17 protein-coding genes are annotated in these 25,848 nt (G+C 70.5%); 11 read left to right on the top strand and 6 right to left on the bottom strand.

Annotation, left to right across the window (positions count from 1 at the left end; all coding sequences use genetic code 11):
• The first annotated feature begins 102 nt into the window (after positions 1 to 102).
• The 7 genes from mtnA (at position 103) to ABZX40_RS23585 (ending at position 9,490) form a co-directional block, all read left to right on the top strand.
• Positions 103 to 1,284 (top strand): S-methyl-5-thioribose-1-phosphate isomerase, encoded by a 1,182-nt coding sequence (gene mtnA / locus ABZX40_RS23615; RefSeq protein ID WP_355751277.1) that lies wholly within the window; start codon positions 103 to 105, stop codon positions 1,282 to 1,284.
• A 300-nt stretch (positions 1,285 to 1,584) separates the two neighbouring features.
• Positions 1,585 to 2,274 carry a two-component system response regulator MtrA gene (gene mtrA / locus ABZX40_RS23610; RefSeq protein WP_187283109.1) on the top strand — a complete coding sequence of 230 codons (690 nt, stop codon included), beginning with the start codon at positions 1,585 to 1,587 and terminating at the stop codon, positions 2,272 to 2,274.
• 1 nt (position 2,275) lies between these two features.
• Complete coding sequence (gene mtrB / locus ABZX40_RS23605) at positions 2,276 to 4,456, top strand: MtrAB system histidine kinase MtrB (RefSeq protein WP_355751274.1); 2,181 nt, start codon at positions 2,276 to 2,278, stop codon at positions 4,454 to 4,456.
• 187 nt (positions 4,457 to 4,643) lie between these two features.
• Positions 4,644 to 6,443 (top strand): LpqB family beta-propeller domain-containing protein, encoded by a 1,800-nt coding sequence (locus ABZX40_RS23600; RefSeq protein WP_355751271.1) that lies wholly within the window; start codon positions 4,644 to 4,646, stop codon positions 6,441 to 6,443.
• Positions 6,444 to 6,636: 193 nt separating this feature from the next.
• Positions 6,637 to 7,524 (top strand): ComF family protein, encoded by an 888-nt coding sequence (locus ABZX40_RS23595; RefSeq protein WP_356162651.1) that lies wholly within the window; start codon positions 6,637 to 6,639, stop codon positions 7,522 to 7,524.
• Between the two features lie 266 nt (positions 7,525 to 7,790).
• Positions 7,791 to 8,537, top strand: a complete 747-nt coding sequence (gene raiA / locus ABZX40_RS23590) for a ribosome-associated translation inhibitor RaiA (protein ID WP_355738389.1) — start codon at positions 7,791 to 7,793, stop codon at positions 8,535 to 8,537.
• Between the two features lie 203 nt (positions 8,538 to 8,740).
• Entirely contained in the window at positions 8,741 to 9,490 is a 750-nt protein-coding gene (locus ABZX40_RS23585; RefSeq protein ID WP_355738392.1) for a response regulator transcription factor, read from the top strand.
• 41 nt (positions 9,491 to 9,531) lie between these two features.
• Here the strand turns inward: ABZX40_RS23585 and ABZX40_RS23580 are convergent, their stop codons facing one another.
• A complete protein-coding gene (locus ABZX40_RS23580) occupies positions 9,532 to 10,704 on the bottom strand; it encodes a crosslink repair DNA glycosylase YcaQ family protein (RefSeq protein ID WP_355738395.1) in 1,173 nt (390 codons plus the stop codon).
• A gap of 70 nt (positions 10,705 to 10,774) precedes the next feature.
• A complete protein-coding gene (locus tag ABZX40_RS23575; protein ID WP_355738397.1) occupies positions 10,775 to 11,347 on the bottom strand; it encodes a GNAT family N-acetyltransferase in 573 nt (190 codons plus the stop codon).
• 341 nt (positions 11,348 to 11,688) lie between these two features.
• On the opposite strand from ABZX40_RS23575, the gene secA reads away from it, so the two are divergent.
• Positions 11,689 to 14,499, top strand: a complete 2,811-nt coding sequence (secA, locus tag ABZX40_RS23570) for a preprotein translocase subunit SecA (RefSeq protein WP_355738400.1) — start codon at positions 11,689 to 11,691, stop codon at positions 14,497 to 14,499.
• A 253-nt stretch (positions 14,500 to 14,752) separates the two neighbouring features.
• On the opposite strand, the gene ABZX40_RS23565 is transcribed toward secA, so the two are convergent.
• Complete coding sequence (locus ABZX40_RS23565) at positions 14,753 to 15,370, bottom strand: Rv3235 family protein (RefSeq protein WP_355738403.1); 618 nt, start codon at positions 15,368 to 15,370, stop codon at positions 14,753 to 14,755.
• 337 nt (positions 15,371 to 15,707) lie between these two features.
• Here ABZX40_RS23565 and ABZX40_RS23560 point away from each other — a divergent pair, with 337 nt between their 5' ends.
• Together ABZX40_RS23560 and ABZX40_RS23555 are read left to right on the top strand one after the other, a co-directional pair.
• A complete protein-coding gene (locus tag ABZX40_RS23560) occupies positions 15,708 to 16,247 on the top strand; it encodes a hypothetical protein (RefSeq protein ID WP_355738406.1) in 540 nt (179 codons plus the stop codon).
• Positions 16,248 to 16,320: 73 nt separating this feature from the next.
• A complete protein-coding gene (locus ABZX40_RS23555) occupies positions 16,321 to 16,989 on the top strand; it encodes an HAD hydrolase-like protein (RefSeq protein WP_355738408.1) in 669 nt (222 codons plus the stop codon).
• A gap of 176 nt (positions 16,990 to 17,165) precedes the next feature.
• Here the strand turns inward: ABZX40_RS23555 and ABZX40_RS23550 are convergent, their stop codons facing one another.
• A complete protein-coding gene (locus ABZX40_RS23550; RefSeq protein ID WP_355738411.1) occupies positions 17,166 to 17,744 on the bottom strand; it encodes a DJ-1/PfpI family protein in 579 nt (192 codons plus the stop codon).
• Between the two features lie 720 nt (positions 17,745 to 18,464).
• Here ABZX40_RS23550 and ABZX40_RS23545 point away from each other — a divergent pair.
• Positions 18,465 to 23,390, top strand: coding sequence for an NAD-glutamate dehydrogenase (locus ABZX40_RS23545; RefSeq protein WP_355738414.1), 4,926 nt, complete (start codon positions 18,465 to 18,467; stop codon positions 23,388 to 23,390).
• A 157-nt stretch (positions 23,391 to 23,547) separates the two neighbouring features.
• Here the strand turns inward: ABZX40_RS23545 and ABZX40_RS23540 are convergent, their stop codons facing one another.
• Entirely contained in the window at positions 23,548 to 24,537 is a 990-nt protein-coding gene (locus ABZX40_RS23540) for an ABC transporter ATP-binding protein (RefSeq protein WP_355738831.1), read from the bottom strand.
• A 76-nt stretch (positions 24,538 to 24,613) separates the two neighbouring features.
• The gene (locus ABZX40_RS23535) at positions 24,614 to 25,579 is read right to left on the bottom strand and encodes an ABC transporter permease (RefSeq protein ID WP_355738417.1); all 966 of its coding nucleotides are present in this window, start codon (positions 25,577 to 25,579) and stop codon (positions 24,614 to 24,616) included.
• Positions 25,580 to 25,848: the final 269 nt, after the last annotated feature.

The raw sequence follows: 25,848 nt of genomic DNA, 5'->3' as shown, positions 1-25,848 counted from the left end.
CGGGTTGGCCAACATCGTGCCATGGGCCCCTTCCCGGGGGACCGGCCGCGGTAGGGGCTGCGCACCTTCAATTGTCCGCGCGGTACGGGGCAGACTGACCGCATGGCTGATCAGTACGCGCAATCCGGCGAGGACAACCGGCCCACCGACAACCGGTCCACCGACATCCCGGCGATCCGCTGGGACGAGCCACCCGAGGGGCCCGTCGTGGTCCTGCTGGACCAGACCAGGCTGCCCGCCGAGGAGGCCGAGCTGGTGTGCACGGACGCGCCCGCGCTGGTCGAGGCGATCCGCACGCTCGCCGTGCGCGGGGCACCGCTCCTCGGGATCGCCGGGGCGTACGGCGTCGCGCTCGCCGCCGCGCGCGGCTTCGACGTGGACGAGGCCGCCGCCGCGCTGGCCGGAGCCCGGCCCACCGCCGTGAACCTGTCCCTGGGCGTGCGGCGGGCCCTGGCCGCGCACCGGGACGCGCTCGCCGCCACCGGAGACCCCGGGCGGGCCGCCACGGCCACCCTGGACGCCGCCCGGCGACTGCACCGGGAGGACGCCGAGGCCAGCCGCCGCATGGCCGCGCACGGGCTCGCGCTGCTCGACGAGCTGCTCCCGGGCGGCGGGCACCGCATCCTCACCCACTGCAACACCGGGTCGCTGGTGTCGGGCGGCGAGGGCACGGCGTTCGCCGTCGCGCTCGCCGCGCACCGCGAGGGGCGGCTGCGGCGGCTGTGGGTGGACGAGACCCGGCCGCTGCTCCAGGGCGCCCGGCTCACCGCGTACGAGGCGGCCCGCAGCGGCATGGCGTACACGCTGCTCACGGACAACGCGGCGGGGTCGCTGTTCTCGGCCGGGGAGGTGGACGCGGTGCTGATAGGCGCCGACCGGATCGCGGCGGACGGCTCGGTGGCGAACAAGGTGGGGAGTTATCCGCTGGCCGTGCTCGCCCGGTACCACCATGTGCCGTTCCTGGTGGTGGCGCCGGTGACGACGGTCGACCCGGACACCGCGGACGGGGCGTCGATCGAGGTCGAGCAGCGGGCCGGGTTCGAGGTGACGGAGATCGCGGCACCGCAGGCGTCGGGGACCGGGGCGGGCGCCGGGGGCGGGGTGCCGCTGGCGCCGCTGGGCACGCAGGCGTACAACCCGGCGTTCGATGTCACACCGCCGGAGCTGATCACGGCGATCGTGACCGAGGAGGGGGTGGTGTCGCCGGTGACGGGGGAGGGGCTGGCGGAGCTGTGCGCGCGGGCCGGGGGCGGGGTGAGGGCGGGGTTGGGTGAGATCCGGTGAGAGGCCGGGTCGGGTGAGAGGCCGGGTTGGGGAGGTCGGGTGAGGGGCGGGGTCGGGGTCGGGTGAGGTGGAGGGCATGGCTTCGCGGTGGTGAATCGGGTGGGGGGTGTTTCTTCAGCGGGGTTTTCGGGGCGGAATCGGCCTGTTCCGGGGGTGAGGGCCGGGGGCGGTGGCCGGGTGCTGGGGTGGGGCTGACCTCGGGGAGCGCGGACAGGGGCAGACAGTGACGGTCGCGTACGGCTATGGTCACGAGGCAGTGACGTGTCTCACCTGCACCTTCGCCACCGTTATGAGAATGGGATGATGTCGTTTATGAAGGGACGAGTCCTTGTCGTCGACGACGACACCGCACTGGCCGAGATGCTCGGCATTGTGCTGCGTGGTGAAGGTTTTGAGCCGTCTTTCGTAGCCGACGGTGACAAGGCGCTGGCCGCGTTCCGGGAGGCCAAGCCCGATCTGGTGCTGCTCGATCTGATGCTGCCGGGGCGGGACGGTATCGAGGTGTGCCGTCTGATCAGGGCGGAGTCCGGGGTGCCGATCGTGATGCTGACGGCCAAGAGCGACACCGTGGATGTGGTGGTCGGCCTTGAGTCCGGGGCCGATGACTACATCGTCAAGCCGTTCAAGCCCAAGGAACTGGTGGCCCGGATCAGGGCGCGGCTGCGGCGGTCCGAGGAGCCCGCGCCGGAGCAGCTCGCCATCGGGGACCTGGTGATCGATGTCGCCGGGCACTCCGTGAAGCGGGACGGGCAGTCCATCGCGCTGACCCCGCTGGAGTTCGATCTGCTGGTCGCGCTGGCCCGCAAGCCCTGGCAGGTCTTCACCCGCGAGGTGCTCCTGGAGCAGGTCTGGGGCTACCGGCACGCCGCCGACACCCGGCTGGTCAATGTGCATGTGCAGCGACTGCGGTCCAAGGTCGAGAAGGACCCCGAGCGCCCCGAGATCGTGGTGACCGTCCGTGGTGTCGGCTACAAGGCCGGGCCGAGCTGACATGTCCGGGGACAGCGCCGCTTCGGCCCCCGGCAGTTCCGGGGCCCGCGCGGGGCGGCCTGTCGGCCGGAAGGCGCCGGGCTCCCGCTGGGGCCGCCTCCTGGCGGGCGGACTCCTCCAGGGCGGGGTCCAGGGCAGCCCCGTCCTGCGGCTGTTCATGCGCTGGGTGCGCCGGCCGCTGCTGCCCGTGATGCGGCTGTGGCGGCGCAACATCCAGCTCAAGGTCGTCGCCACCACCCTGCTGATGTCACTCGGCGTGGTCCTGCTGCTCGGATTCGTCGTCATCGGCCAGGTGCGCAACGGACTGCTCGAAGCCAAGGTGAAGGCGTCCCAGAGCCAGGCCACCGGCGGCTTCGCCGTCGCCAAACAGCGCGCCGACGAGGCCGCCGCCGCACCCGGCGACGACCCCGCCACCGTCGGCGGACGACCCGCGCCGAACGTCATCCCCTGGATGAGCGACCTCGTCTCCTCCCTGTCCAGCGGCGGACAGGGCGCCTTCGACGTCGTCACCCTGCCCGCAGGCGACGACACCGGCAACGGACGCGGCCCGCGCGCCTCCGGCGGCGTCGACCCCAACACGAGCGTCCCCGAGGACCTGCGCGCCCGCGTCAACGCCAGCACCGCCGCCGCACAGAGCTACAGCCGCATCATCTACAGCGGCGTCGACAAGGAAGCCCAGCCCGCCCTGGTCATCGGCAAGGAGGTCGACGACCCCAACGGCGACCCCTACCAGCTGTACTACCTCTTCCCCCTCACCCAGGAGGAGAAGTCCCTCAGCCTGGTCAAGAACACCCTCGCCACCGCCGGGCTCTTCGTGGTCGTCCTGCTCGGCGCCATCGCCTGGCTGGTCGTCCGCCAGGTCGTCACCCCCGTACGCATGGCCGCCGGGATCGCCGAACGGCTCTCCGCCGGACGCCTCCAGGAACGGATGAAGGTCACCGGCGAGGACGACATCGCCCGGCTGGGCGAAGCCTTCAACAAAATGGCGCAGAATCTTCAGCTCAAGATCCAGCAGCTGGAGGATCTGTCGCGGATGCAGCGCCGGTTCGTGTCCGATGTCTCGCACGAACTGCGCACCCCCCTGACCACCGTCCGGATGGCCGCCGACGTCATCCATGAGGCCCGCGTCGACTTCGACCCCATCACCGCGCGGTCCGCGGAACTCCTCGCCGACCAGCTCGACCGCTTCGAGTCACTGCTGGCCGACCTGCTGGAGATCAGCCGCTTCGACGCCGGAGCCGCCGCCCTGGAGGCCGACGCCATAGACCTGCGCGAGGTCGTGCGGCGCGTCGTCAGCGGGGCCGAACCCCTCGCCGAGCGCAAGGGCACCCACATACGCGTCATCGGCGACCAGCAGCCCGTGGTCGCCGAGGCCGACGCGCGGCGCCTGGAGCGGGTGCTGCGCAACCTGGTCGTCAACGCCGTCGAGCACGGCGAGGGCAAAGACGTCGTGGTCAAGCTCGCCTCCGCGGGCGGCGCGGTCGCCGTCGCCGTACGCGACTACGGCGTCGGCCTCAAGCCCGGCGAGGCCACCCGCGTCTTCAACCGCTTCTGGCGCGCCGACCCCGCCCGCGCGCGAACCACCGGCGGCACCGGCCTCGGCCTGTCCATCGCCCTGGAGGACGCCCGGCTGCACGGCGGCTGGCTCCAGGCGTGGGGGGAGCCCGGCGGCGGCTCCCAGTTCCGGCTGACGCTGCCCAGAACCGCGGACGAGCCCCTGCGCGGCTCCCCGATACCCCTGGAACCCAAGGACTCCCGCCGCAACCGCGGCCTCGGCGAGGCCGGGCTCCCGCGGGGCGGCGAGAAGACCGCCACGGTGCCGGTCCAGCCCACCGGCGAGATATCGCCCCTCACCCGCCCGATGGCGGCGCCCACCGCCGACCCGACGGCTCTGCCCGGGAGCGGGGCGCGTGTGGTGCCGCGGCCTGCCGTGCCGTCTGGGGGGCGGGTGCCGGGTGAGGGGGTGGGTGGCGGTTCCGGTTCTGGTTCCGGTTCCGTGTCTTCTGGGTCGGCTTCCGGTTCCGGTTCTACGTCCTCTGGGTCGGCCTCTGTGTCCGGTTCCGGTTCCGGTGCGGAGGGGGCGTGGGGTGGTCCCGCTGGGGAGCGGGCTCGGGAGCGTTCCGAGGGACGGGCGGCCAGCCAGGCGGAGCAGCGGCAAGGGGAGGCGACGCGTGGGCGGTGACCGTGAGGGAGAGCGGCGGTGGGTGAGCGGTGACGGTGAGGGAGAGCGGCGCGTGAGTGGTGGCCGTGACAACCCTGCGCGGGGTGAGGCGGCGCGGCGCGTGGACGCGGAGACTGGATCAGGGCGACGCGCGGGGGGCGTGCGGCGCGCGGTTCCGGGGCTCGTCCCGCGGCAGCGCGCCCCGCGCATGAGGCCCTCGCGTGCGCTGGCGTACGCCGCCGGGAGCGCCGTACTGCTCGCCGGATGTGCCTCCATGCCCGACCAGGGCGATCTGCGCGGCGTCGAGAACACCCCGCGCCAGGACACCCAGGTCCGGGTCTTCGCCGTGCCGCCGCGTGAGGACGCCGCGCCGCCGGACATCGTCCAGGGCTTCCTGGAGGCGCTGACCAGCGACGACCCGCACTACGAGACCGCCAAGCTGTATCTGACGCCCGACGCGGCCCGCGAATGGCGGCCCGAGGCGTCCACCACGGTCCTCGCCGATGGACCCGCCACCACCGCCGACCCCGCGGGCGGACGCGAGGACGCCAACGAACACTCGTTCACCCTGACCGGCCAACGCGTCGCGCGCGTCGACGACCAGCAGTCCTACGCGCCCGCCGACGGCGACTACGCCCGGCAGGTACACCTCACCAAGGACCGCGAGACCGGGCAGTGGCGCATCGACGGACCACCGCCGGGCGTCGTCATGGGCCAGTCCGACTTCCAGCGCAACTACACCTCCGCCGACAAGTACTACTTCGCCTCCGACACCGCCGCCGCGAGCGGCGCGAAGCCCGCCGCCGTCGCCGACCCCGTCTACATCCGGCGCCGGGTCGACCCCATGACCCAGATGGTGAACTCCCTGCTGGCCGGCCCCACCACCTGGCTCGACCAGGTCGTCCGCTCCAGCTTCCCGAGCGGCACGGCCCTGACGAAGGACGCCGCCCTGGCGCCCGACGACCAGAACAAGCTCACCGTCCCCCTCAACGACCGGGCCGCCGACGTCAGCATCACCAAGTGCCACGAGATGGCCGCGCAACTGCTGTTCACCCTGCGCGCCCTGACCCCCGGCATCGACCAGATCGAACTCCGGTCGGGCACCAGCCAGCTGTGCTCGCTCTCCGAGGAGGGCGCCGACGAGGTGGCCGCGCGCGGCTCCGCCGAACAGCCCGGCTACCTCTACTTCCTCGACGGCGACCACCGCCTCGTCCGCCTCCCCAGCAACAGCAAGACCACCACCGCCGAAGCAGTCCCCGGCACCCTCGGCGAAGGGGGTCGCGAACTGCGGTCCGTGGCCGTCTCGCGCGACGAGAACCAGGCGGCCGGCGTCGGTATCGACGGCAAGGGCCTCTTCCTCAGCTCCCTCGACGCCCAGGAACCGCCTCCCGAGCCCCTCGTCATCAGCCGGGGCAAGACCGAGACCGACCGGCTCACCGCGCCCAGCTGGGACATCCACGGCGACCTGTGGATCGCCGACCGCGACCCCAAGAACGCACGGCTCCTCCTCTTCCCGGACGGCGAGGGCGAGCCCGTCCAGGTCGCGACCCCGGGTCTGGACGGCCGTATCGAGTCCGTACGGGTCGCCGCCGACGGGGTGCGCATCGCGCTGGTTGTCGGGAACGACGAAGGCCAGTCGCTGCTCATCGGGCGGATCGAACGGGACTCCAAGCCCGGTGAGACACCGTCCGTGACCGTCCGTGAACTGCGCTCCGCGACACCTCAGTTGTCCGAGATCACCACCATGTCCTGGGCCGGTGACAGCCGCCTCGTGGTGGTCGGACGCGCGGAGGAGGGCGTCCAGCAGATCTCGTACGTCCAGGTCGACGGCTCCACCCCGGAGACCGCCGCCCCCGACGCCCTCACCGGCGTTCAGAACATCGCCGCCACCGAGGACGACCATCTTCCGCTGGTGGCGTACTCCGAGGACGGCATCGTTCGGATGGCCAGCGGGGCGCAGTGGCAAAAGGTGGTCACGGAGGGGTCGTCGCCGGTCTATCCCGGGTGAGGGGGTGTGCGGGCGGGGTGGGTTTGTGTGTGGGGGCGGTGGTTCTGGTTTTGGTTCGGGTTTTCGTTCTGGCGCTGGCTCTGGTGCTGTCGTGGACAGGGGGCAGGCTGTCTGAGCAGCGGGTTTTTAGTTATCCACAGGGGTTGTCCACAGGGGTGGCGTGAGGGGGTTCCCTCTTGGCACAGTGATCTCCATGCGGGGCTGGTGGCGGGACCTGACCGACCTGGTGCTGCCGGCCGAGTGCGGCGGCTGCGGGGTACCACGGGCGGTGCTGTGCGCCCGATGCCGTACGGCGCTCAGTGGGGGCGTGCCGCGCCGGGTGCGGCCGGTGCCGGAGCCGTCCGGGCTGCCGGCCGTGTTCGCGGCGGGACGGTACGCGGACGAGGTACGGGCCGCGCTGCTCGCGCACAAGGAGCGGGGCGCGCTGGGACTGGCGGGGCCGTTGGGGGCGGCGCTGGCGGGGGCGGTGCGGGGGGTGGTGGGAGTGGCGGGGGTGGGTGAGGGGGGTGGGGGTGGGGAGGGGGAGGGGGAGGGGGAGGGGGCCCCAGAACCCCGGTACCCCGCCCCCCGCTACTCCCCCTCTCACCCCCACCCTCACCCCCTCCTCCTAATCCCCCTCCCCTCCTCCCGCCCCACCACCCGCGCCCGCGGTCACGATCCCGCCCGGCGGATCGCGTTCGCGGCGGCCGGGGAGCTGCGGCGGGGCGGGGTGGCGGCGCGGGTGGTGTCGGTGCTGCGGCAGCGGCGGGCGGTGGCGGATCAGGCGGGGCTGGGTCCGGCTGAGCGGTGGGCGAATCTGGCGGGGGCTCTGACGGTGGCGCGGGGGGCGGACGGACTGCTGCTGGATGGCCGGATTGTGCTGGTGGATGACGTGATGACGACGGGTGCGTCGCTGGCGGAGGCGGCTCGGGCGGTGCGTGCCGCGCTGGGCGCAAGGGCCGTTCGGGGTGAAACAGGGGGCATGGCGGCGGGTGTGGGCGGGAAGCGGAATGGGCAGGGAAGGCCGGTAAGGAAAGGAGTCGGAGAGGTGATCTCCGCGGCCGTGGTCGCGGCGCCGCCCGATTCTTTCGAAATGAAGTAGGAACTGTCCGCGAAGTCGCATCGTTGCAGGTAGTGAGAGGGTCAATTCTCTGGAACGGGGGTACGCGGCAGTAGAGGGTGACGACATCCGTCCGGGCGAGATATGTTCGGTTGTGAGAGAAAGCCGCTGGCCGTACCTCGCGAATCCGAATGCCGTGCTGCGGGTTTTCTGCAATGACCCGGGGCCGGCGGGCTGGAGATCCCGCCCATGGGGGAGGAGGAGGTGGACGTCACCGAGTCCGAGGTTCCGGGGCCTCCCGGGACCTGGTGCACAAGGGAGATGCTCCGCCACCGAAGCGGGGCGATCCGGGAACGGAGTTCTGCGTGGACATCGTCGTCAAGGGCCGCAAGACCGAGGTGCCCGAGCGGTTCCGCAAGCACGTGGCCGAGAAGCTGAAGCTGGAGAAGATCCAGAAGCTCGACGGCAAGGTGATCAGCCTCGACGTCGAGGTGTCCAAGGAGCCCAACCCCCGACAGGCCGACCGCAGTGACCGGGTGGAGATCACGCTCCGCTCCCGCGGTCCGGTGATCCGGGCGGAGGCCGCGGCCAGCGACCCGTACGCCGCGCTGGACCTCGCGGCGGAGAAGCTGGATGCCCGGCTGCGCAGGGAGCACGACAAGCGCCACACGCGCCGGGGTGTCCGCAGGCTGACGGCGGCGGAGGTTCCCGACCATGTTCCGGGAGCCGCGACGCTCAATGGCAATGACCGCACCTTCGAGGCCGACGAGCCCGAGGTGCCCACGAAGAAGTTCGGCTCGCTCGAAGTGCAGGGCGACGGCCCCCTCGTGGTCCGCGAGAAGACCCACGTCGCTTCCCCGATGACCCTTGACCAGGCTCTCTACGAGATGGAGCTGGTCGGGCACGACTTCTATCTGTTCGTCGACTCCGAGACCAAGGAGCCCAGCGTCGTCTACCGGCGCCACGCCTACGACTACGGCGTGATCCATCTGCGTACGGACACCATGGTCACCCAGGCGCCGTCGCCCGACGCGGGCGGCTCGCTGGGTGGTTGACCTTCGCGGACGGCAGTGATGCCGGTGCCCCTGGTGAGCGCGTGCGCCCCCAGGGGCACCGGTGCGACCGGTTCGCGCCCCGCTCCGTGACCGCGGTGTCGTCCGGGCATGAAATCATGGCCGCAACGGCACAACAGGTGGGCCGTTGCTCTGGGTTGGCGATGGCACAGGATCACAGGCCACAGCCTTCAGGGGGAGGAACGATGGCGGACAGCTTCGGACCGATGCATGCGGCGGGTGCCGCCCATGAGGGCGTCGCGGACGAGGACCCGGACCCGGGCGCGTCCCGCAAGGAGCCGATCCGTGTCCTGGTCGTCGACGATCACGCCCTGTTCCGGCGCGGGCTGGAGATCGTGCTCGCCGCCGAGGAGGACATCCAGGTCGTCGGTGAGGCCGGGGACGGCGCCGAGGCGGTCGACAAGGCGGCCGATCTGCTGCCCGACATCGTGCTGATGGATGTCCGGATGCCCAAGCGCGGCGGTATCGAGGCGTGCACCTCCATCAAGGAGGTGGCCCCCAGCGCCAAGATCATCATGCTGACGATAAGCGACGAGGAAGCCGATCTCTACGACGCGATCAAGGCCGGCGCGACCGGCTATCTGCTCAAGGAGATCTCCACCGACGAGGTGGCCACGGCGATCCGGGCGGTGGCCGACGGCCAGTCCCAGATCAGCCCGTCGATGGCGTCCAAGCTGCTCACGGAGTTCAAGTCGATGATCCAGCGCACCGACGAGCGCCGGCTGGTGCCCGCGCCGCGGTTGACCGACCGCGAGCTGGAGGTGCTGAAGCTGGTCGCCACGGGGATGAACAACCGGGACATCGCCAAGGAGCTGTTCATCTCCGAGAACACCGTGAAGAACCATGTGCGCAACATCCTGGAGAAGCTCCAGCTGCACTCCCGGATGGAAGCGGTGGTGTACGCGATGCGGGAGAAGATCCTTGAGATCCGCTGACGCGGGCGGCGGCCGGGGCCGCCGTCGGGCGGTCGGGGTGGTCAGGCCAGGAGCCGCGCCAGCTCCGCGGTGAGGGCGTCGCGCAGCTCCGGCGCGTCGACGCGTTCGACGCGTACGTCGGTGCAGTTCACCCAGCTCGCCGCCTCGACCAGGGCCTGGGCGACGCCGGGGACGGCCTTGGGGCCGTCGAGGGTGGTCTGTCTGGCGACCAGGGTGCTGCCCTCGCGGGCGGGGTCGACCCGGCCGATGAGCGCGCCGCCGGACAGCACGGGCATCGCGAAGTAGCCGTGGATCCGCTTCGGCTTGGGGACATATGCCTCCAGGCGGTGGGTGAAGCCGAAGATCCGCTCGGTGCGCGCCCGCTCCCAGACCAGGGAGTCGAACGGCGACAGCAGCGTCGTACGGTGTCGGCCGCGCGGGGTGGTCTCCAGGGCCGCGGGGTCGGCCCAGGCGGGTTTGGCCCAGCCGGCGACGGTGACCGGGACCAGGCCGGAGTCGGCGATCACCGCGTCCACCTGCTCGCCCTTGAGGCGGTGGTAGTCGGCGAGGTCCGCGCGGGTGCCGACGCCCAGGGCCTCGCCGGCCAGCCGGACCAGTCGGCGCAGGCACTCGGTGTCGTCCAGGTCGTCGTGCAGCAGATGCTGGGGGACGGCGCGCTCGGCGAGGTCGTACACGCGCTTCCAGCCGCGGCGCTCGACGCAGACCACCTCGCCGTACATCAGGGCGCGCTCCACGGCGACCTTGGCGCCGGACCAGTCCCACCACTCGCTGGTGCGTTTGGCGCCGCCCAGCTCGGTCGCGGTGAGGGGGCCCTCGGCGCGGAGCTGTTTGATGACCTGGTCGTAGGTGCCGTCCGGGAGGTCGTGGCCCCAGTGCGGGCGGTTGCGGTAGGCGCGGCGGCGGAACGCGAAGTGCGGCCATTCCTCGATGGGCAGGATGCAGGCCGCGTGGGACCAGTACTCGAAGGCGTGGGTGTCGGTCCAGTACGCCTGGTCCACCGTCTTGCGGCCGACCGCGCCCAGGCGCGCGTACGGCACGAGTTCGTGGGAGCGGGCGAGGACCGAGATGGTGTCGAGCTGGACCGCGCCGAGGTGACGCAGGACGCCGCGGACGCCGGCCCGGCGGTCGGGGGAGCCGAGGAAGCCCTGTGCGCGCAGGACGATTCGGCGGGCCTCTGCGGCGGACAGCTCTGCGAGGGGGCGCGGGGTCGTCATGTCCCGCACGATAGACGGTGGCTCTGACAGTCCGGGCTGACCTGCGGCTTTGTGCGAGATGCGGGCGGGGTCAGGGGCGGGGGGCCGGGAGGTAGGGGGCGGTCGAGGGGAGGCCCAGGTCGCTGGGGAGCAGGGAGCCGATCCAGCAGTCGCGGCGGACGCCGTTGTTGTTCATGCCGGAGCGCAGGACGCCCTCGACGGTGAAACCGGCCTTCTCGGCGACCGCGCGCGAGGCGTGGTTGCCGACCTCGGCGCGCCACTCGACGCGGTCCACGCGCGCGTGGACGAACGCCCAGCGGACGGCGGCCAGGGCGGCCTCGGTGGTGTAGCCCCGGCCTCGGTGGTCCTTGACGGCCCAGAAGCCGATCTCGCCGACGCCGAGGGAGTGCATGGTGATGCCGAGCATGCCGGTCAGGTCGCCGTCGGGGAGGAAGACGCCGAAGGTGAACATCGAGCCGGCCGCCCAGCCCTCGGGCGACGTCTGCGAGACGAAGCTCTCGGCGTGTTCGGGGAGGTAGGGCGTGGGGATCGTGGTCCAGCGCTGGATCTCGGGGTCCTGGCAGGCGGCGTACACCGCGGCCGTGTCGGCCGGGTCGGCCGCGCGCAGCCGCAGCCGGTCGGTGCTGAGGGTGACGGGTTCCATTGGCAGATTCTGCGGGGGTCGCGGAAGGGGCGCCATCTCTTTGCCGTGTGTGATCGTGTGATCACGATTCGCGAAATTGTCCGCCCGGATGCGGCACCATCCGTGAACCCCGGCCGTTGTGCCTTGTGAACGGGTGGATCGCCGGCCGATCGGGAGTACCGCCGGGCCGGTTCGTGGCGGTGTTCGCGCCCGGTGTCAGCTGCGGATGTGAAGACGGCGGTCGCTGTCGGTTCTGCGGGCCTCCCGGTGCGGGTGGGTCCTCGCATACGATGGCCGTTGCTCCGTCACGTCCAATGGAAACCGACCCTCCCCAGGCCCGACCGGCAAGGAGATCAACCCCCGTGTCCGTCCTCTCGAAGATCATGCGTGCAGGCGAAGGCAAGATCCTGCGCAAGCTGCACCGCATCGCGGACCAGGTCAACTCCATCGAAGAGGACTTCGTCGACCTCTCCGACGCCGAGCTGCGGGCCCTCACCGATGAGTACAAGCAGCGCTACATCGACGGTGAGACCCTGGACGACCTGCTGCCCGAGGCGTTCGCCACCGTCCGGGAGGCCGCCAAGCGCGTCCTCGGCCAGCGGCACTACGACGTGCAGATCATGGGTGGCGCCGCCCTGCACCTCGGCTATGTCGCCGAGATGAAGACCGGCGAGGGCAAGACCCTGGTCGGCACGCTGCCGACGTATCTGAACGCGCTGTCGGGTGACGGTGTGCACCTGATCACGGTTAATGACTATCTGGCCGAGCGTGACTCCGAGATGATGGGCCGCGTCCACAAGTTCCTCGGCCTGGACGTGGGCTGCATCCTCGCCAACATGACCCCGGCCCAGCGCCGTGAGCAGTACAACTGCGACATCACCTATGGCACGAACAACGAGTTCGGTTTCGACTACCTGCGCGACAACATGGCCTGGTCGAAGGATGAACTCGTCCAGCGCGGCCACAACTTCGCGGTGGTCGACGAGGTCGACTCCATCCTCATCGACGAGGCCCGTACGCCGCTGATCATCTCCGGCCCCGCCGACCAGGCCACCAAGTGGTACGGCGACTTCGCCAAGCTGGTGCGCCGCCTCAAGCGCGGTGACGCGGGCCAGCCGCTGAAGGGCATCGAGGAGACCGGCGACTACGACGTCGACGAGAAGAAGCGCACGGTCGCGATCCATGAGTCCGGCGTCAGCAAGGTCGAGGACTGGCTGGGCATCGACAACCTCTACGAGTCGGTGAACACCCCGCTGGTGGGTTATCTGAACAACGCCATCAAGGCGAAGGAACTGTTCAAGAAGGACAAGGACTACGTCGTCATCGACGGCGAGGTCATGATCGTCGACGAGCACACCGGCCGTATCCTGGCCGGCCGCCGCTACAACGAGGGCATGCACCAGGCGATCGAGGCGAAGGAGGAGGTGCCGATCAAGGACGAGAACCAGACGCTCGCCACGATCACCCTCCAGAACTTCTTCCGCCTCTACAGCAAGCTCTCCGGCATGACCGGTACGGCGATGACCGAGGCCGCCGAGTTCCACCAGATCTACAAGCTCGGCGTGGTGCCCATCCCGACCAACCGGCCGATGGTCCGCAAGGACCAGTCGGACCTGATCTACCGCACCGAGGTCGCCAAGTTCGACGCGGTGGTCGACGACATCGCCGAGAAGCACGAGAAGGGCCAGCCGATCCTGGTCGGCACCACCTCGGTCGAGAAGTCCGAGTACCTCTCGCAGCAGCTGTCCAAGCGCGGTATCCAGCACGAGGTGCTCAACGCCAAGCAGCACGACCGGGAGGCGCAGATCGTCGCCCAGGCGGGCCGCAGGGGCGCGGTGACCGTGGCCACCAACATGGCCGGCCGTGGTACGGACATCAAGCTGGGCGGCAACCCGGACGACCTCGCCGAGGCCGACCTGCGTCAGCGCGGTCTGGACCCCGAGGAGCACATCGAGGAGTGGGCGGCGGCCCTGCCGGACGCCCTGGAGCGTGCCGAGGCCGCCGTGCAGACCGAGTTCGACGAGGTCAAGGACCTGGGCGGCCTCTATGTGCTGGGCACCGAGCGGCATGAGTCGCGCCGGATCGACAACCAGCTGCGCGGCCGTTCCGGCCGTCAGGGCGACCCTGGCGAGTCCCGCTTCTACCTCTCCCTCGGTGACGATCTGATGCGGCTGTTCAAGGCGCAGATGGTCGAGCGCGTGATGTCCATGGCGAATGTGCCGGACGATGTGCCGATCGAGAACAAGATGGTCACCCGCGCCATCGCGTCCGCCCAGTCGCAGGTCGAGCAGCAGAACTTCGAGACCCGTAAGAACGTCCTGAAGTACGACGAGGTCCTCAACCGGCAGCGTGAGGTCATCTACGGCGAGCGCCGCCGCGTCCTGGAGGGCGAGGATCTCCAGGAGCAGGTCAAGCACTTCATGGACGACACCATCGACGCCTATGTCGGGGCCGAGACCGCCGAGGGCTTCGCCGAGGACTGGGACCTGGACCGGCTGTGGGGCGCCTTCAAGCAGCTCTACCCGGTGAAGGTCACCGTCGACGAGCTGGAGGAGGAGGCCGGGGACCGGGCCGGGCTGACCGCCGAGTTCATCGCCGACTCCATCAAGGACGACATCACCGCGCAGTACGAGGCGCGGGAGGAGCAGCTCGGCTCCGAGATCATGCGTGAGCTGGAGCGCCGGGTGGTGCTCAGCGTGCTGGACCGCAAGTGGCGTGAGCACCTCTACGAGATGGACTACCTCCAGGAGGGCATCGGTCTGCGCGCGATGGCGCAGAAGGACCCGCTGGTGGAGTACCAGCGCGAGGGCTTCGACATGTTCACCGCCATGATGGAGGGCATCAAGGAGGAGTCCGTCGGCTATCTGTTCAACCTGGAGGTCCAGGTCGAGCAGCAGGTCGAGGAGGTCCCCGTCGAGGACGCCAAGCCGAGCCTGGACAAGCAGGACGCGGTGCCCGCGCAGGCGGGCGCGCGCCCCGAGATCCGCGCCAAGGGGCTGGACGCCCCGCAGCGGCGGAACCTGCACTTCTCCGCGCCGACCGTGGACGGCGAGGGCGGCACCATCGAGGGCGACTTCACCGACGACGACGAGCCGGTGCGCTCCGAGGCCGACGGTCTGACCCGCGCGGAGCGGCGCAAGCAGGCGCGGGGCGGGCGGCGCCGCAAGAAGTGACGGCTGAGTGTGGCTGAGTACGCCTGAGTGCGGCTGAGTACGGCTGCGTGACGGTTCGGGCGCGTACAGCGCCGTAGCCGGTGGAGGGCCGGTCTCCTCGGGGAGACCGGCCCTTCGGCGTGCCCGGGGGCAGGGGGTTCGGTGGGGTTGGGTTTGGGACTGGAGCCGGGGCTGGGTGTGGGTTGGGGTTGGGGTTGGGGTTGGGCGTGAGTGTGGGGTGGGGCTGGGTGTGGGTGTGGGCCGGGTCTTGGGGCTAGGTGTGGGTGTGGGGCTGGTCCGGTCGGTGCTGGGCTCCCAGGTCCACGGCTGTGCAGCGCCAGCGGCGGTCGTCGCCCTGTTCCAGGCGGAAGGCCATCGCGTGCAGCCGGTCACCGGCGCCGATCCGGGCGAAGACCTCGAAGGCGCCGGGACGGGCCTCGTACCAGCCGATCTCGCGGAGGACGGGGCGGATGCCCTGCGGGGTGCGCAGAGGGCCGCGTTCGGCCAGCCAGGCCAGTTCGTCGTAGGCGCGGCCGGAGGTGAGGCCGAGCATGTAGTGAACGGGGCGGCGACCGCTCAGGACGGCGAGGAGGCGCTCGGCAATGGGTTCGGTGGCGAGGCCGGGGTGGGGGCGGGGAGGGACGGAGGGCGTGGGGGTGGGCGGTGGGTTCGTGGTGGCGGTGGTGGCAATGCCGGTGGCAACGGTGGTGGTGGCGGCCGGGTCCGGGCCCGTGCCCGGTCGCCTTACGCCGGGGAAGCGGGGTGGGGCGCTGCCGGGGCGGCGGGAGTCCCGGCGGCCCGGCGGGCGGGTGCGTGCGGGGTACTGGCCCTCCCGTCGGCTCGGTGCCGGTGTTCCTGCCGGGCGCGGGCGTCGGGCCTCTGCCCTGGTCATGACCTTGTTCATGGTGATCCCCGTTCGGCCGGCCCGGTTCGTACCGGGCGGTAACTTCCTGTTGGGGATCTTGTACGGAGGGGGTACGGGGCGGCAAGTGGGGGCCGGAGCGGGAGTACGCCCGCACCGGATTCACCTATCCGGGTGATCGTGGCCGCGTCCTGCCTGGTGAGGTGGGGGTGGGTGGTGAATTTCGGGGCGCCGCGCTGACGTCAGCGAGCCGCTGGGCAGGGACTCGAAAGGGGACCCCCGGACGTATCCTGAAGGGCGTTCCGGTGGCTTTCCCCGGCCCTCGCCGGGGTGCTGTGAGCCCTCCCGACCACGAAAGCGGCCCGCCATGCGTGTCTACGTCCCCCTGACCCTCTCCGGTCTCGCCGAGGCGTACAAGACGGGTGAGCTGGGGACCGGGTCCCTCGTCGCCTACGCGGTGACGCCCGGTCTGCGCGAGTGGTACGTCTCCGACGACATCGAGGAACTGGAGTACGCGGCGCTGAACCGGGCGGCGCTGGCCTCGCTGCGGTTGATCGCGGCCGATCCGGACGCCGTCCGGCGGCGGGTGGTGGTCGCGGTGGACGTGCCGGACGGGACGGCGGTCGCGGACCCCGACCGGGGGCTGGATCCGGCGGTGCTGGGCGAGGTACGGATCGCGGGAGCGGGAGCGGGAGCGGGAGCGGGAACGGTGGCGCTGGGCAAGGCGGCGGCCGTGCATGTCGACGCCGGGGACGCGGTGGCGGACGTGGCGGCGGCGGTGGAGGCGCTGGCGGCGGCGGACGCCGGGGACGACGACGCGCAGTTCGTGGTGGACGGGGCTGAGGACCATGAACTGCTGTGGTTCGCGACGCAGGAGATTCCTCAGCTGGTGGGGTCGGGGGAGTAGCCCGATGGCTGCTGAAGGTGCCGTTGACCTGGGGTTCTCCTGATTGTCAGTGGCGGGCGGTACTTTTTCTGGCATGGGGATGCAGACAGGGGCACACATCGTCTGGGACTGGAACGGCACGCTGTTCCACGACAATGACGCGATCATCGGGGCGACGAACGCGGCCTTCGCCGAGCTGGGCCTGGACCCGATCACGATGGAGCAGTACCGGGCGCTGTACTGCGTGCCGGTGCCGAAGTTCTACGAGCGGCTGCTCGGGCGGCTGCCGACCGAGGCCGAGTGGTCGGTCATGGACGACACCTTCCACCGCCACTACACCGAGCACCGGGTCGCCTGCGGACTGACCGAGGGTGTGGGGGATCTGCTGGTGGGATGGGCCTCCGAGGGGCGCAGCCAGTCGATCCTGAGCATGTACGGGCACACCGAACTGGTGCCGCTGGTGCGCGGCTTCGGGATCGAGGGGCACTTCATAAGAGTGGACGGACGGACCGGGCCGTCCGGGGGCAGCAAGGCGGAGCACATGGTGCGGCATCTCGCCGCGCTCGGCGGTGTGGAGCCGGGGCGCACGGTGGTGATCGGGGACGCCGCCGACGACGCGGTGGCGGCACAGCACGTGGGAGCGCGGGCCGTGCTCTACACCGGGGGGTCGCACAGCCGGGCCAGCCTGGAGGAGACGGGCGCGCCGGTGGTGGACACGCTGGCGGAGGCGGTCGCGGAGGCCGGGCGGATCGCGGTGGTGTAGGTCCAGGGGCAGGGGCAGGGTGGCGGAGGGCTGGGTGGTGGGAGAAGGCGGGGGCGGCGGCCGGTGATGGCCGGTGGCCCGCGGCCGGAGCCCGAACCCGGGCCCGAGCCCGTGGCTCACGGTCCGTGTCGGGCGCCGGTCCCGGCCGGTGGTCGGCGCCCGTTCCGGTCGTCGGGTCAGCCCGTCGGCGCCGCCGCCCGCAGCACCTTCAGGAACTCGCGCATCCAGGCCGGGTGGTCCGGCCAGGCGCGGGAGGAGACGAGCGTGCCGTCGACGACCGCCTCGGTGTCCTGGAAGGTGGCGCCGGCCGACTGCATGTCGATCTCCAGCGCCGGATAGGCGGTCACCCGGCGTCCGCGCAGCCCCTCGATCGCGGCGGTCAGCAGAGGGCCGTGGCAGATCTGGGCGACGGGCTTGTCGGCGTCGAAGAACGACTTGAGGATCTTGCGCAGCTCGGGATCGTTGCGCAGATACTCCGGGGCACGCCCGCCGGGGATGACGACGGCGGCGTACTGACCGGGGTCCACCTCGGAGAAGGCCAGATCGGCGGGCCAGGTGTAGCCGGGCTTCTCGGTGTAGGTGTCGAAGCCGGGTTCGAAGTCATGGACGACGAACTGGAGCTTCTTGCGGGTCGGGGCGGCGATATGGACCTCGTAGCCCTCTTCGAGGAGACGCTGGTAGGGGTAGAGGACTTCGAGCGACTCGGCGGCGTCGCCGGTGAGGATGAGGATCTTGGGAGGGGACACGGGGGACATAAGGGCTCCTCTGGGGTTGGTCCTGCGGTCCTGCCGAGAACGTGCCGTGTGCCGGGGGCCTTGCCAAGGGGACGCGCCGATTTCCGGGCAGGGGCGGCGGTGGTGAGGGCGAGGGCCGCGGCGGAGACGGCGGTGAGGGTGCGGGCAGCGCCGGAGACGACCCCCGTCGCCTCGTCGACCCAACCCTCCTACGCCCATCAAGCCAAGATCCACCCCGCGTCCCGATCACCCCATCTACGCCAGTTGCCGTAGTGCGGCCACGCTCACCCGCAGCCGGTACTCCACATCTGTGCAGAACGTCAAAGTTCTGGGTGTGCTTTTGTACACATACAGCTCATGACGGGGGGCCGGCGAGGAGCGATAGCCTGGGTGGCGTGATCAGCGCGATAGTTCGCGGGGGCCCTCGTGCCTCCGCTCTGCGCCCGAGCCGCACGGACGACATCCGTGGCCGGGCGGCGGTCGCTGGTCCTCCCGGGCGCACCGGAGCGCCCCGTGCCGAGCGGGACCGAACCCGCGGCACAGCACGGAGTGCGGCGCGGGCGAGAGCAGCGTCACACCCCTCAGACGCATCGGGAATGGCTGATATCCCCGCGTCCCTCTCCCCTCTCGGCATAGCGTCGGAGCAGACCGGACACCCCGCGTCTCGGCGTGACGCCGCAAGGGAAGAGACCGTTTTTCCTTCTACGTCACGCAACGGCGCGCGACAGGAGCCAGAGGACAATGCAGACCAAGCTGGACGAAGCCAAGGCCGAGCTGCTCGATCGGGCCGCCCGGGTAGCTGAGAACAGCCCGGTCGGGGGGCACCTACCGACTGGGACGACGGACAAAGGCACCCCTGACCGGGACTCCGTGCTCGCGTTCCTCCAGCGCTACTACTTGCACACCGCACCGGAGGATCTCGCCGACCGCGACCCGGTCGACATCTTCGGCGCCGCCTACTCACACTGCCGACTGGCCGAAAACCGTCCGCAGGGTACGGCCAGTGTGCGGGTCCACACCCCGACCGTCGAGGAGAACGGGTGGACGTGCAGCCACTCGGTCGTCGAGGTCGTCACCGACGACATGCCCTTCCTCGTCGACTCGGTCACCAATGAGCTGACCCGGCAGGGCCGCGGCATCCATGTCGTGATCCACCCGCAGATCGTGGTGCGGCGCGATGTCACCGGCAAGCTGATCGAGGTGCTGACCGGCCCGCCCGCCGGTGATCTCCCCCATGACGCGCACATCGAGTCGTGGATCCATGTGGAGACCGACCGGGAGACCGACCGCGCCGACCTCAAGCAGATCACCACGGATCTGCTGCGGGTGCTCTCCGATGTCCGCGAGGCCGTCGAGGACTGGGGCAAGATGCGCGACGCCGCCGTGCGGCTCGCCGAGGGGCTGCCCGCCGAGCCCGCCCCCGCCGACCTCAGCACGGACGAGACCGAGGAGGCCCGCGAGCTGCTGCGCTGGCTCGCCGCCGACCACTTCACCTTCCTCGGCTACCGCGAGTATCAGCTGCGCGAGGACGACTCGCTGGCCGCCGTCCCCGGCACCGGCCTCGGCATCCTGCGCGCCGACCCGCACCACGCCGCCGACGAGGCGCACCCGGTCAGCCCGTCCTTCGAGCGGCTGCCCGCCGACGCCCGCGCCAAGGCCCGGGAGCACCGGCTGCTCGTGCTCACCAAGGCCAACAGCCGGGCCACCGTCCACCGGCCGTCCTACCTCGACTACATCGGCGTCAAGAAGTTCGACCGGGACGGCAATGTCGTCGGCGAGCGCCGGTTCCTCGGGCTGTTCTCGTCCGCCGCGTACACCGAGTCCGTGCGCCGGGTGCCGGTCATCCGGCGCAAGGTCGAGGAGGTCCTCAAGCGCGCCGGGTTCTCGCCCAACAGCCACGACGGGCGCGATCTGCTCCAGATCATGGAGACCTACCCGCGCGACGAGCTGTTCCAGACCCCGGTGGACGAGCTCCAGTCCATCGTGACGTCCGTGCTCTACCTCCAGGAGCGCCGCCGGCTGCGGCTCTACCTGCGCCAGGACGAGTACGGGCGCTACTACTCGGCCCTCGTCTACCTCCCGCGCGACCGCTACACCACCGGCGTCCGGCTGCGGATCATCGACATCCTCAAGGAGGAGCTCAACGGCACCAGCGTCGACTTCACCGCCTGGAACACCGAGTCGATCCTGTCCCGGCTGCACTTCGTGGTCCGGGTTCCGCAGGGCACCGAGCTGCCGGAGCTGTCCTACAGCGACCGCGAGCGGATCGAGGTCCGGCTGGTGGAGGCCGCCCGCTCCTGGGCGGACAGCTTCACCGAGGCGCTGAACGCCGAGGTCGGCGAGGAGCGCGCCGCCGAGCTGCTGCGCAAGTACGGCAACTCCATCCCCGAGGGCTACAAGGCCGACCACACCCCGCGCGCGGCGGTCGCCGACCTGGTGAACGTCGAGCGGCTCACCGAGGACCGCAACTTCGCGCTCAGCCTGTACGAGCCGGTGGGCGCCGCCCCCGAGGAGCGCCGCTTCAAGATCTACCGCAAGGGCGACGCGATCTCGCTGTCCGCGGTGCTGCCCGTGCTCAACCGCCTCGGTGTCGAGGTCGTCGACGAACGGCCCTACGAGCTGCGCTGCTCCGACCGCTCCGTCGCCTGGATCTACGACTTCGGGCTGCGGCTGCCCAAGCGCAAGAGCGGTGACTTCCTCGGTGACGACGCCCGCGAGCGGATCCAGGAGGCGTTCTCCGCGACCTGGACCGGCAAGGCCGAGAACGACGGCTTCAACGCGCTGGTGCTGAGCGCCGGGCTGAGCTGGCGTCAGGCGATGGTGCTGCGGGCGTACGCCAAGTATCTGCGGCAGGCCGGGTCGACCTTCAGCCAGGACTACATGGAGGACACCCTCCGCAACAATGTCCACACCACCCGGCTGCTCGTCTCCCTGTTCGAGGCGCGGATGTCGCCGGACCGCCAGCGCGCCGGGCACGAGATCGTGGACGCCCTGCTGGAGGAGCTGGACGCGGCGCTCGACCAGGTCGCCAGCCTGGACGAGGACCGCATCCTGCGGGCCTTCCTCACCGTCATCAAGGCCACCCTGCGCACCAACTTCTTCCAGGAGGCCATCGGCGGCCTCCCGCACGACTACGTCTCCATGAAGCTCGACCCGCAGGCCATCCCCGATCTGCCCGAGCCCCGCCCGGCGTACGAGATCTGGGTGTACTCGCCGCGCGTCGAGGGCGTGCATCTGCGGTTCGGCAAGGTCGCGCGCGGCGGGCTGCGCTGGTCGGACCGGCGCGAGGACTTCCGTACCGAGATCCTCGGCCTGGTCAAGGCGCAGATGGTGAAGAACACGGTCATCGTGCCGGTCGGCGCCAAGGGCGGCTTCGTCGCCAAGCAGCTGCCCGACCCGTCCGTGGACCGGGACGCCTGGCTGGCCGAGGGCGTCGCCAGCTACAAGACCTTCATCTCGGCGCTCCTCGACATCACCGACAACATGGTCGCCGGCGAGGTCGTCCCGCCCGCCGACGTCGTCCGGCACGACGAGGACGACACCTACCTGGTGGTCGCCGCCGACAAGGGCACCGCCACCTTCTCCGACATCGCCAACGAGGTCGCCGGAAGCTACAACTTCTGGCTCGGGGACGCCTTCGCCTCCGGCGGCAGCGCCGGCTACGACCACAAGGGCATGGGCATCACCGCCCGCGGCGCCTGGGAGTCCGTCAAGCGGCACTTCCGCGAGCTGGACCTCGACACCCAGAGCGAGGACTTCACCGTCGTCGGCATCGGCGACATGTCCGGTGACGTGTTCGGCAACGGCATGCTGCTCAGCGAGCACATCCGCCTGGTCGCCGCCTTCGACCACCGGCACATCTTCATCGACCCGCGCCCCGACGCCGAGACCTCCTACGCCGAGCGCCGCCGCCTGTTCGAGCTGCCGCGCTCCAGCTGGGCGGACTACAACACCGAGCTGCTCTCGCCCGGCGGCGGCATCTTCCCCCGCTCCGCCAAGGCCATCCCGATCAACGCGCACATCCGCGAGGCCCTCGGCATCGAGGAGAAGATCGTCAAGGTCACCCCGGCCGATCTGATGCGCGCCATCCTCCAGGCCCCGGTCGACCTGCTGTGGAACGGCGGCATCGGTACGTACGTCAAGGCATCCACCGAGTCCAACGCGGACGCCGGCGACAAGGCCAACGACGCCATCCGGGTCGACGGCGAGCAACTGCGGGTCAAGGTGGTCGGCGAGGGCGGCAACCTGGGCCTGACCCAGCTCGGCCGGATCGAGTTCGCCCGCAGCGGCGGCAAGATCAACACCGATGCCATCGACAACAGCGCGGGCGTGGACACCTCCGACCACGAGGTGAACATCAAGATCCTGCTCAACGGCCTGGTCACCGACGGCGACATGACCGTCAAGCAGCGCAACAAGCTGCTCGCCCAGATGACCGACGAGGTCGGCCGACTGGTGCTGCGCAACAACTACGCGCAGAACACCGCCATCGCCAACGCCCTCGCCCAGTCCAAGGACATGCTCAACGCCCAGCAGCGGTTCATCCGCCATCTGGTGCGCGAGGGCCATCTCGACCGGGCGCTGGAGTTCCTGCCGACCGACCGCCAGATCCGAGAGCGCCTCACCGCCGGACAGGGTCTGACCAGCCCGGAGACCGCCGTACTGCTGGCGTACACCAAGATCACGGTCGCCGAGGAGCTGCTGCACACCTCGCTGCCCGACGACCCGTATCTGACCGGTCTGCTCTACACCTACTTCCCGTCCGCGCTGCGCGAGAAGTTCCCCGAGCACATCGACAGCCACCCGCTGCGCCGCGAGATCACCACGACCGTGCTGGTCAACGACACGGTCAACACCGGCGGTACGACCTATCTGCACCGGCTGCGCGAGGAGACCGGCGCCTCCCTGGAGGAGATCGTGCGGGCGCAGACCGCCGCGCGCGCCATCTTCCGCTCGGCCCCGGTGTGGGACGCGGTGGAGGAACTCGACAACAAGGTCGCCGCCGATGTCCAGACCCGTATCCGGCTGCACTCGCGCCGCCTCGTCGAGCGCGGCACCCGCTGGCTGCTCAACAACCGGCCGCAGCCGCTGGAGCTGGCCGAGACGGTCGAGTTCTTCGCCGAGCGGGTCGAGCAGGTCTGGCAGCAGCTGCCCAAGCTGATGCGCGGCGCGGACCTGGAGTGGTGGCAGCAGATCTACGACGAGCTGACCGGCGCCGGCGTCCCCGGCGAACTCGCCACCCGGGTCGCCGGGTTCTCCTCCGCGTTCCCGGCGCTGGACATCGTGTCCGTCGCCGACCGCATGGGCAAGGACCCGCTGGCCGTCGCCGAGGTGTACTACGACCTCGCCGACCGGCTCCGCATCACCAGCCTCATGGACCGGATCATCGAACTGCCCCGCGCGGACCGCTGGCAGTCCATGGCCCGCGCCGCGATCCGCGAGGACCTCTACGCGGCGCACGCGGCCGTCACCGCGGATGTTCTCGCGGTCGGCAACGGCTCCTCGACGCCGGAGCAGCGGTTCGAGCTCTGGGAGCAGAAGAATCTGGCGATCCTGGGGCGGGCGCGGACGACGCTGGAGGAGATCCAGTCGTCCGACACGTTCGACCTGGCGAATCTGTCGGTGGCGATGCGCACGATGCGGACGCTGTTGCGGACGCATTCGTAGGGGGTGCGTGTAGGTACGGCTGTGATGGCGCCCCGGGCCGGGTGGTGGCTCGGGGCGTTGTCGTGTGCGGGGGTGGGGGTGGGGGTGGGGCGGGTGTGGGGCGTGTGGGTATGCGGGGGGGTGTTAGGGGTGGGGGTGTGTGGGTGTGTGGCTCGGGTCAGGAGGGCTGGGGGATCTTGGGGGCCGTGGGGTCCTTGGGGTCCCTGCGGTCGTTAGGGGCCGTGGGGTCTTTGGGGCTGGCGGCGGCTTCAGATGGCGTGGGCTCGGCCTTCGCTGCGGGGGTCGGGGTCGGGGTCGGGGTCGGGGTCGGGGCCTGGGCCTGGGCCAGGGTCGGGTCCGGGGTCGTTTGAGGCTTCGGCTTTGGTTTTGGCTTCGCGGGTGGTGTCTTGTCGCCGGTGAATGCCTCGTACTCCTTCAACACCTCGGCCGTCGGGCCGTCCAGGCGTAGTTCGCCGCGCTCCAGCCACAGCACGCGTTCGCAGGTGTCGCGGATGGACCGGTTGTTGTGGCTGACCAGGAACACCGTGCCGGCGTGCTTGCGCAGTTCGCGGATCCGGGCCTCGGAGCGCTTCTGGAAGGAGCGGTCGCCGGTCGCGAGGGCCTCGTCGATGAGCAGGACGTCGTGGTCCTTGGCGGCGGCGATGGAGAACCGCAGCCGGGCGGCCATACCGGAGGAGTACGTCCGCATCGGCAGGGTGATGAAGTCGCCCTTCTCGTTGATTCCGGAGAAGTCGACGATCTCCTCGTAGCGTTCCTTGATCTGTTCGCGGGACATGCCCATGGCGAGGCCGCCGAGGTGGACATTGCGCTCGCCGGTGAGATCGTTCATCAGGGCGGCGGAGACGCCGAGCAGGGAGGGCTGGCCGTTGGTGTAGATACGGCCGCTCTCGACGGGGAGCAGTCCGGCGACCGCCTTGAGCAGCGTGGACTTGCCGGAACCGTTCGTTCCGATCAGGCCGATGGCCTCGCCCCGGTGGGCGACGAAGGAGACCCCGCGCACCGCGTGCACGGTCCGTACGCCGGACGCCTTCTCGGTCTTCTTGCGGCGCAGTATCCGGTTGAGGGCGGCGGTCGCCGAACCGCGGCCCGCGCCGGTGCCGTTGACCCGGTAGACGATGTCGACGGTGTCGGCGACGACGGTGGGGATGCCGGGAGTGCCGGGGGCGCCGGGGGTGGTGGTGTCGGTGTCGGCGCTTGTGGGGGTGTTGGTGTGTTCAGCGTGTTCAGCCACGGCCGTAGGTCTCCTCAGCCTTCCAGAAGTAGATGAAGCCGCCGACTCCGGCGAGCAGCGCCCAGCCCGTCGCGATGGCCCAGACATGCGGGGGCAACTGGCTCGCGTGGAAGCTGTCGATGAGGGCGAAGCGCATCAGATCGATATAGATGGCGGCGGGGTTGGCCTGGAGCGCGGTGCCGATCCAGGACGGCAGGCCGCCGTGCGCGGAGACCAGATGATCGATGCTCCACATCACCCCGGACACATACATCCAGGTACGGAGCACGAACGGCATCAGCTGGGCGATGTCCGGGGTCCTGGCCCCGACCCGGGCCATGATCATCGAGATCCCGGCGTTGAAGGTGAACTGGAGCACCAGCGCCGGGATCGCCAGCACCCAGGACATGGCCGGCGGCACCCCGAAGGCCAGCAGGATCACCACCAGCGCGGCCATCGAGAACAGCAACTGCTGAAGCTGCTGGAGACAGAACGAGATCGGCAGCGCCGCCCGCGGGAAGTGCAGTGCGCGGACGAGGCCGAGGTTGCCGGAGATCGCCCGGGTGCCCGCGAGGATCGAACTCTGTGTGAACGTCCAGATGAACACGCCGGTGACCAGGAAGGGGATGTAGTCCGGCACACCCTTCTTGGTCTGGAGCAGCACGCCGAAGACGAAGTAGTACACCGCGGCGTTGAGCAGCGGTGTCATGACCTGCCAGACCTGGCCGAGCTTCGCCTGGCTGTACTGCGCGGTGAGCTTGGCCGTGGAGAAGGCCCCGATGAAGTGACGCCGGGCCCACAGTCCGCGGAGGTACTCGGGGAGGGTCGGGCGGGCGCCGCTGACGGTGAGGCCATGGCGTACGGCGAGCGCCGCGAGGTCGCCTTCGGTGGCGGCGCGGTCGGCTTCTGCGGGGGTGGCACTGACGGCGGCGGTGGCGGCCGGTGTCGCCGGGGGCGGTGTGTCGAGTACCTGGCTCACATCCGCTGCTTTCGCTCGGAGGGGGAGGGGTGCGGGGTGGGGAAGGCCGGGGCGGGGCGGGGGTGGGGGAGGGGAGTGGGCTGAGGGGGGAGGGTGTGGTGTGGGGTGGGCGACGGCTCCGGTCCCGGACGCCTATGCGGACGTGTACGTGGACGTGTGCGTGGACGTCCGTGTGCGTCTGGCTGCGCGTCCCTGCTGTTCGTTCGTGAGCTTTGATTTGTGCGCTTGGTTCGTGAGCTTTGTTTCTGAGCTTTGTTCGTGAGGTTCCT

The sequence above is a fragment of the Streptomyces sp. NPDC004610 genome, from assembly GCF_040609715.1.
Lineage (GTDB): Bacteria > Actinomycetota > Actinomycetes > Streptomycetales > Streptomycetaceae > Streptomyces.
Note: the sequence above shows the minus strand (reverse complement) of the source record. Positions and strands in the feature narration are given on the sequence as shown.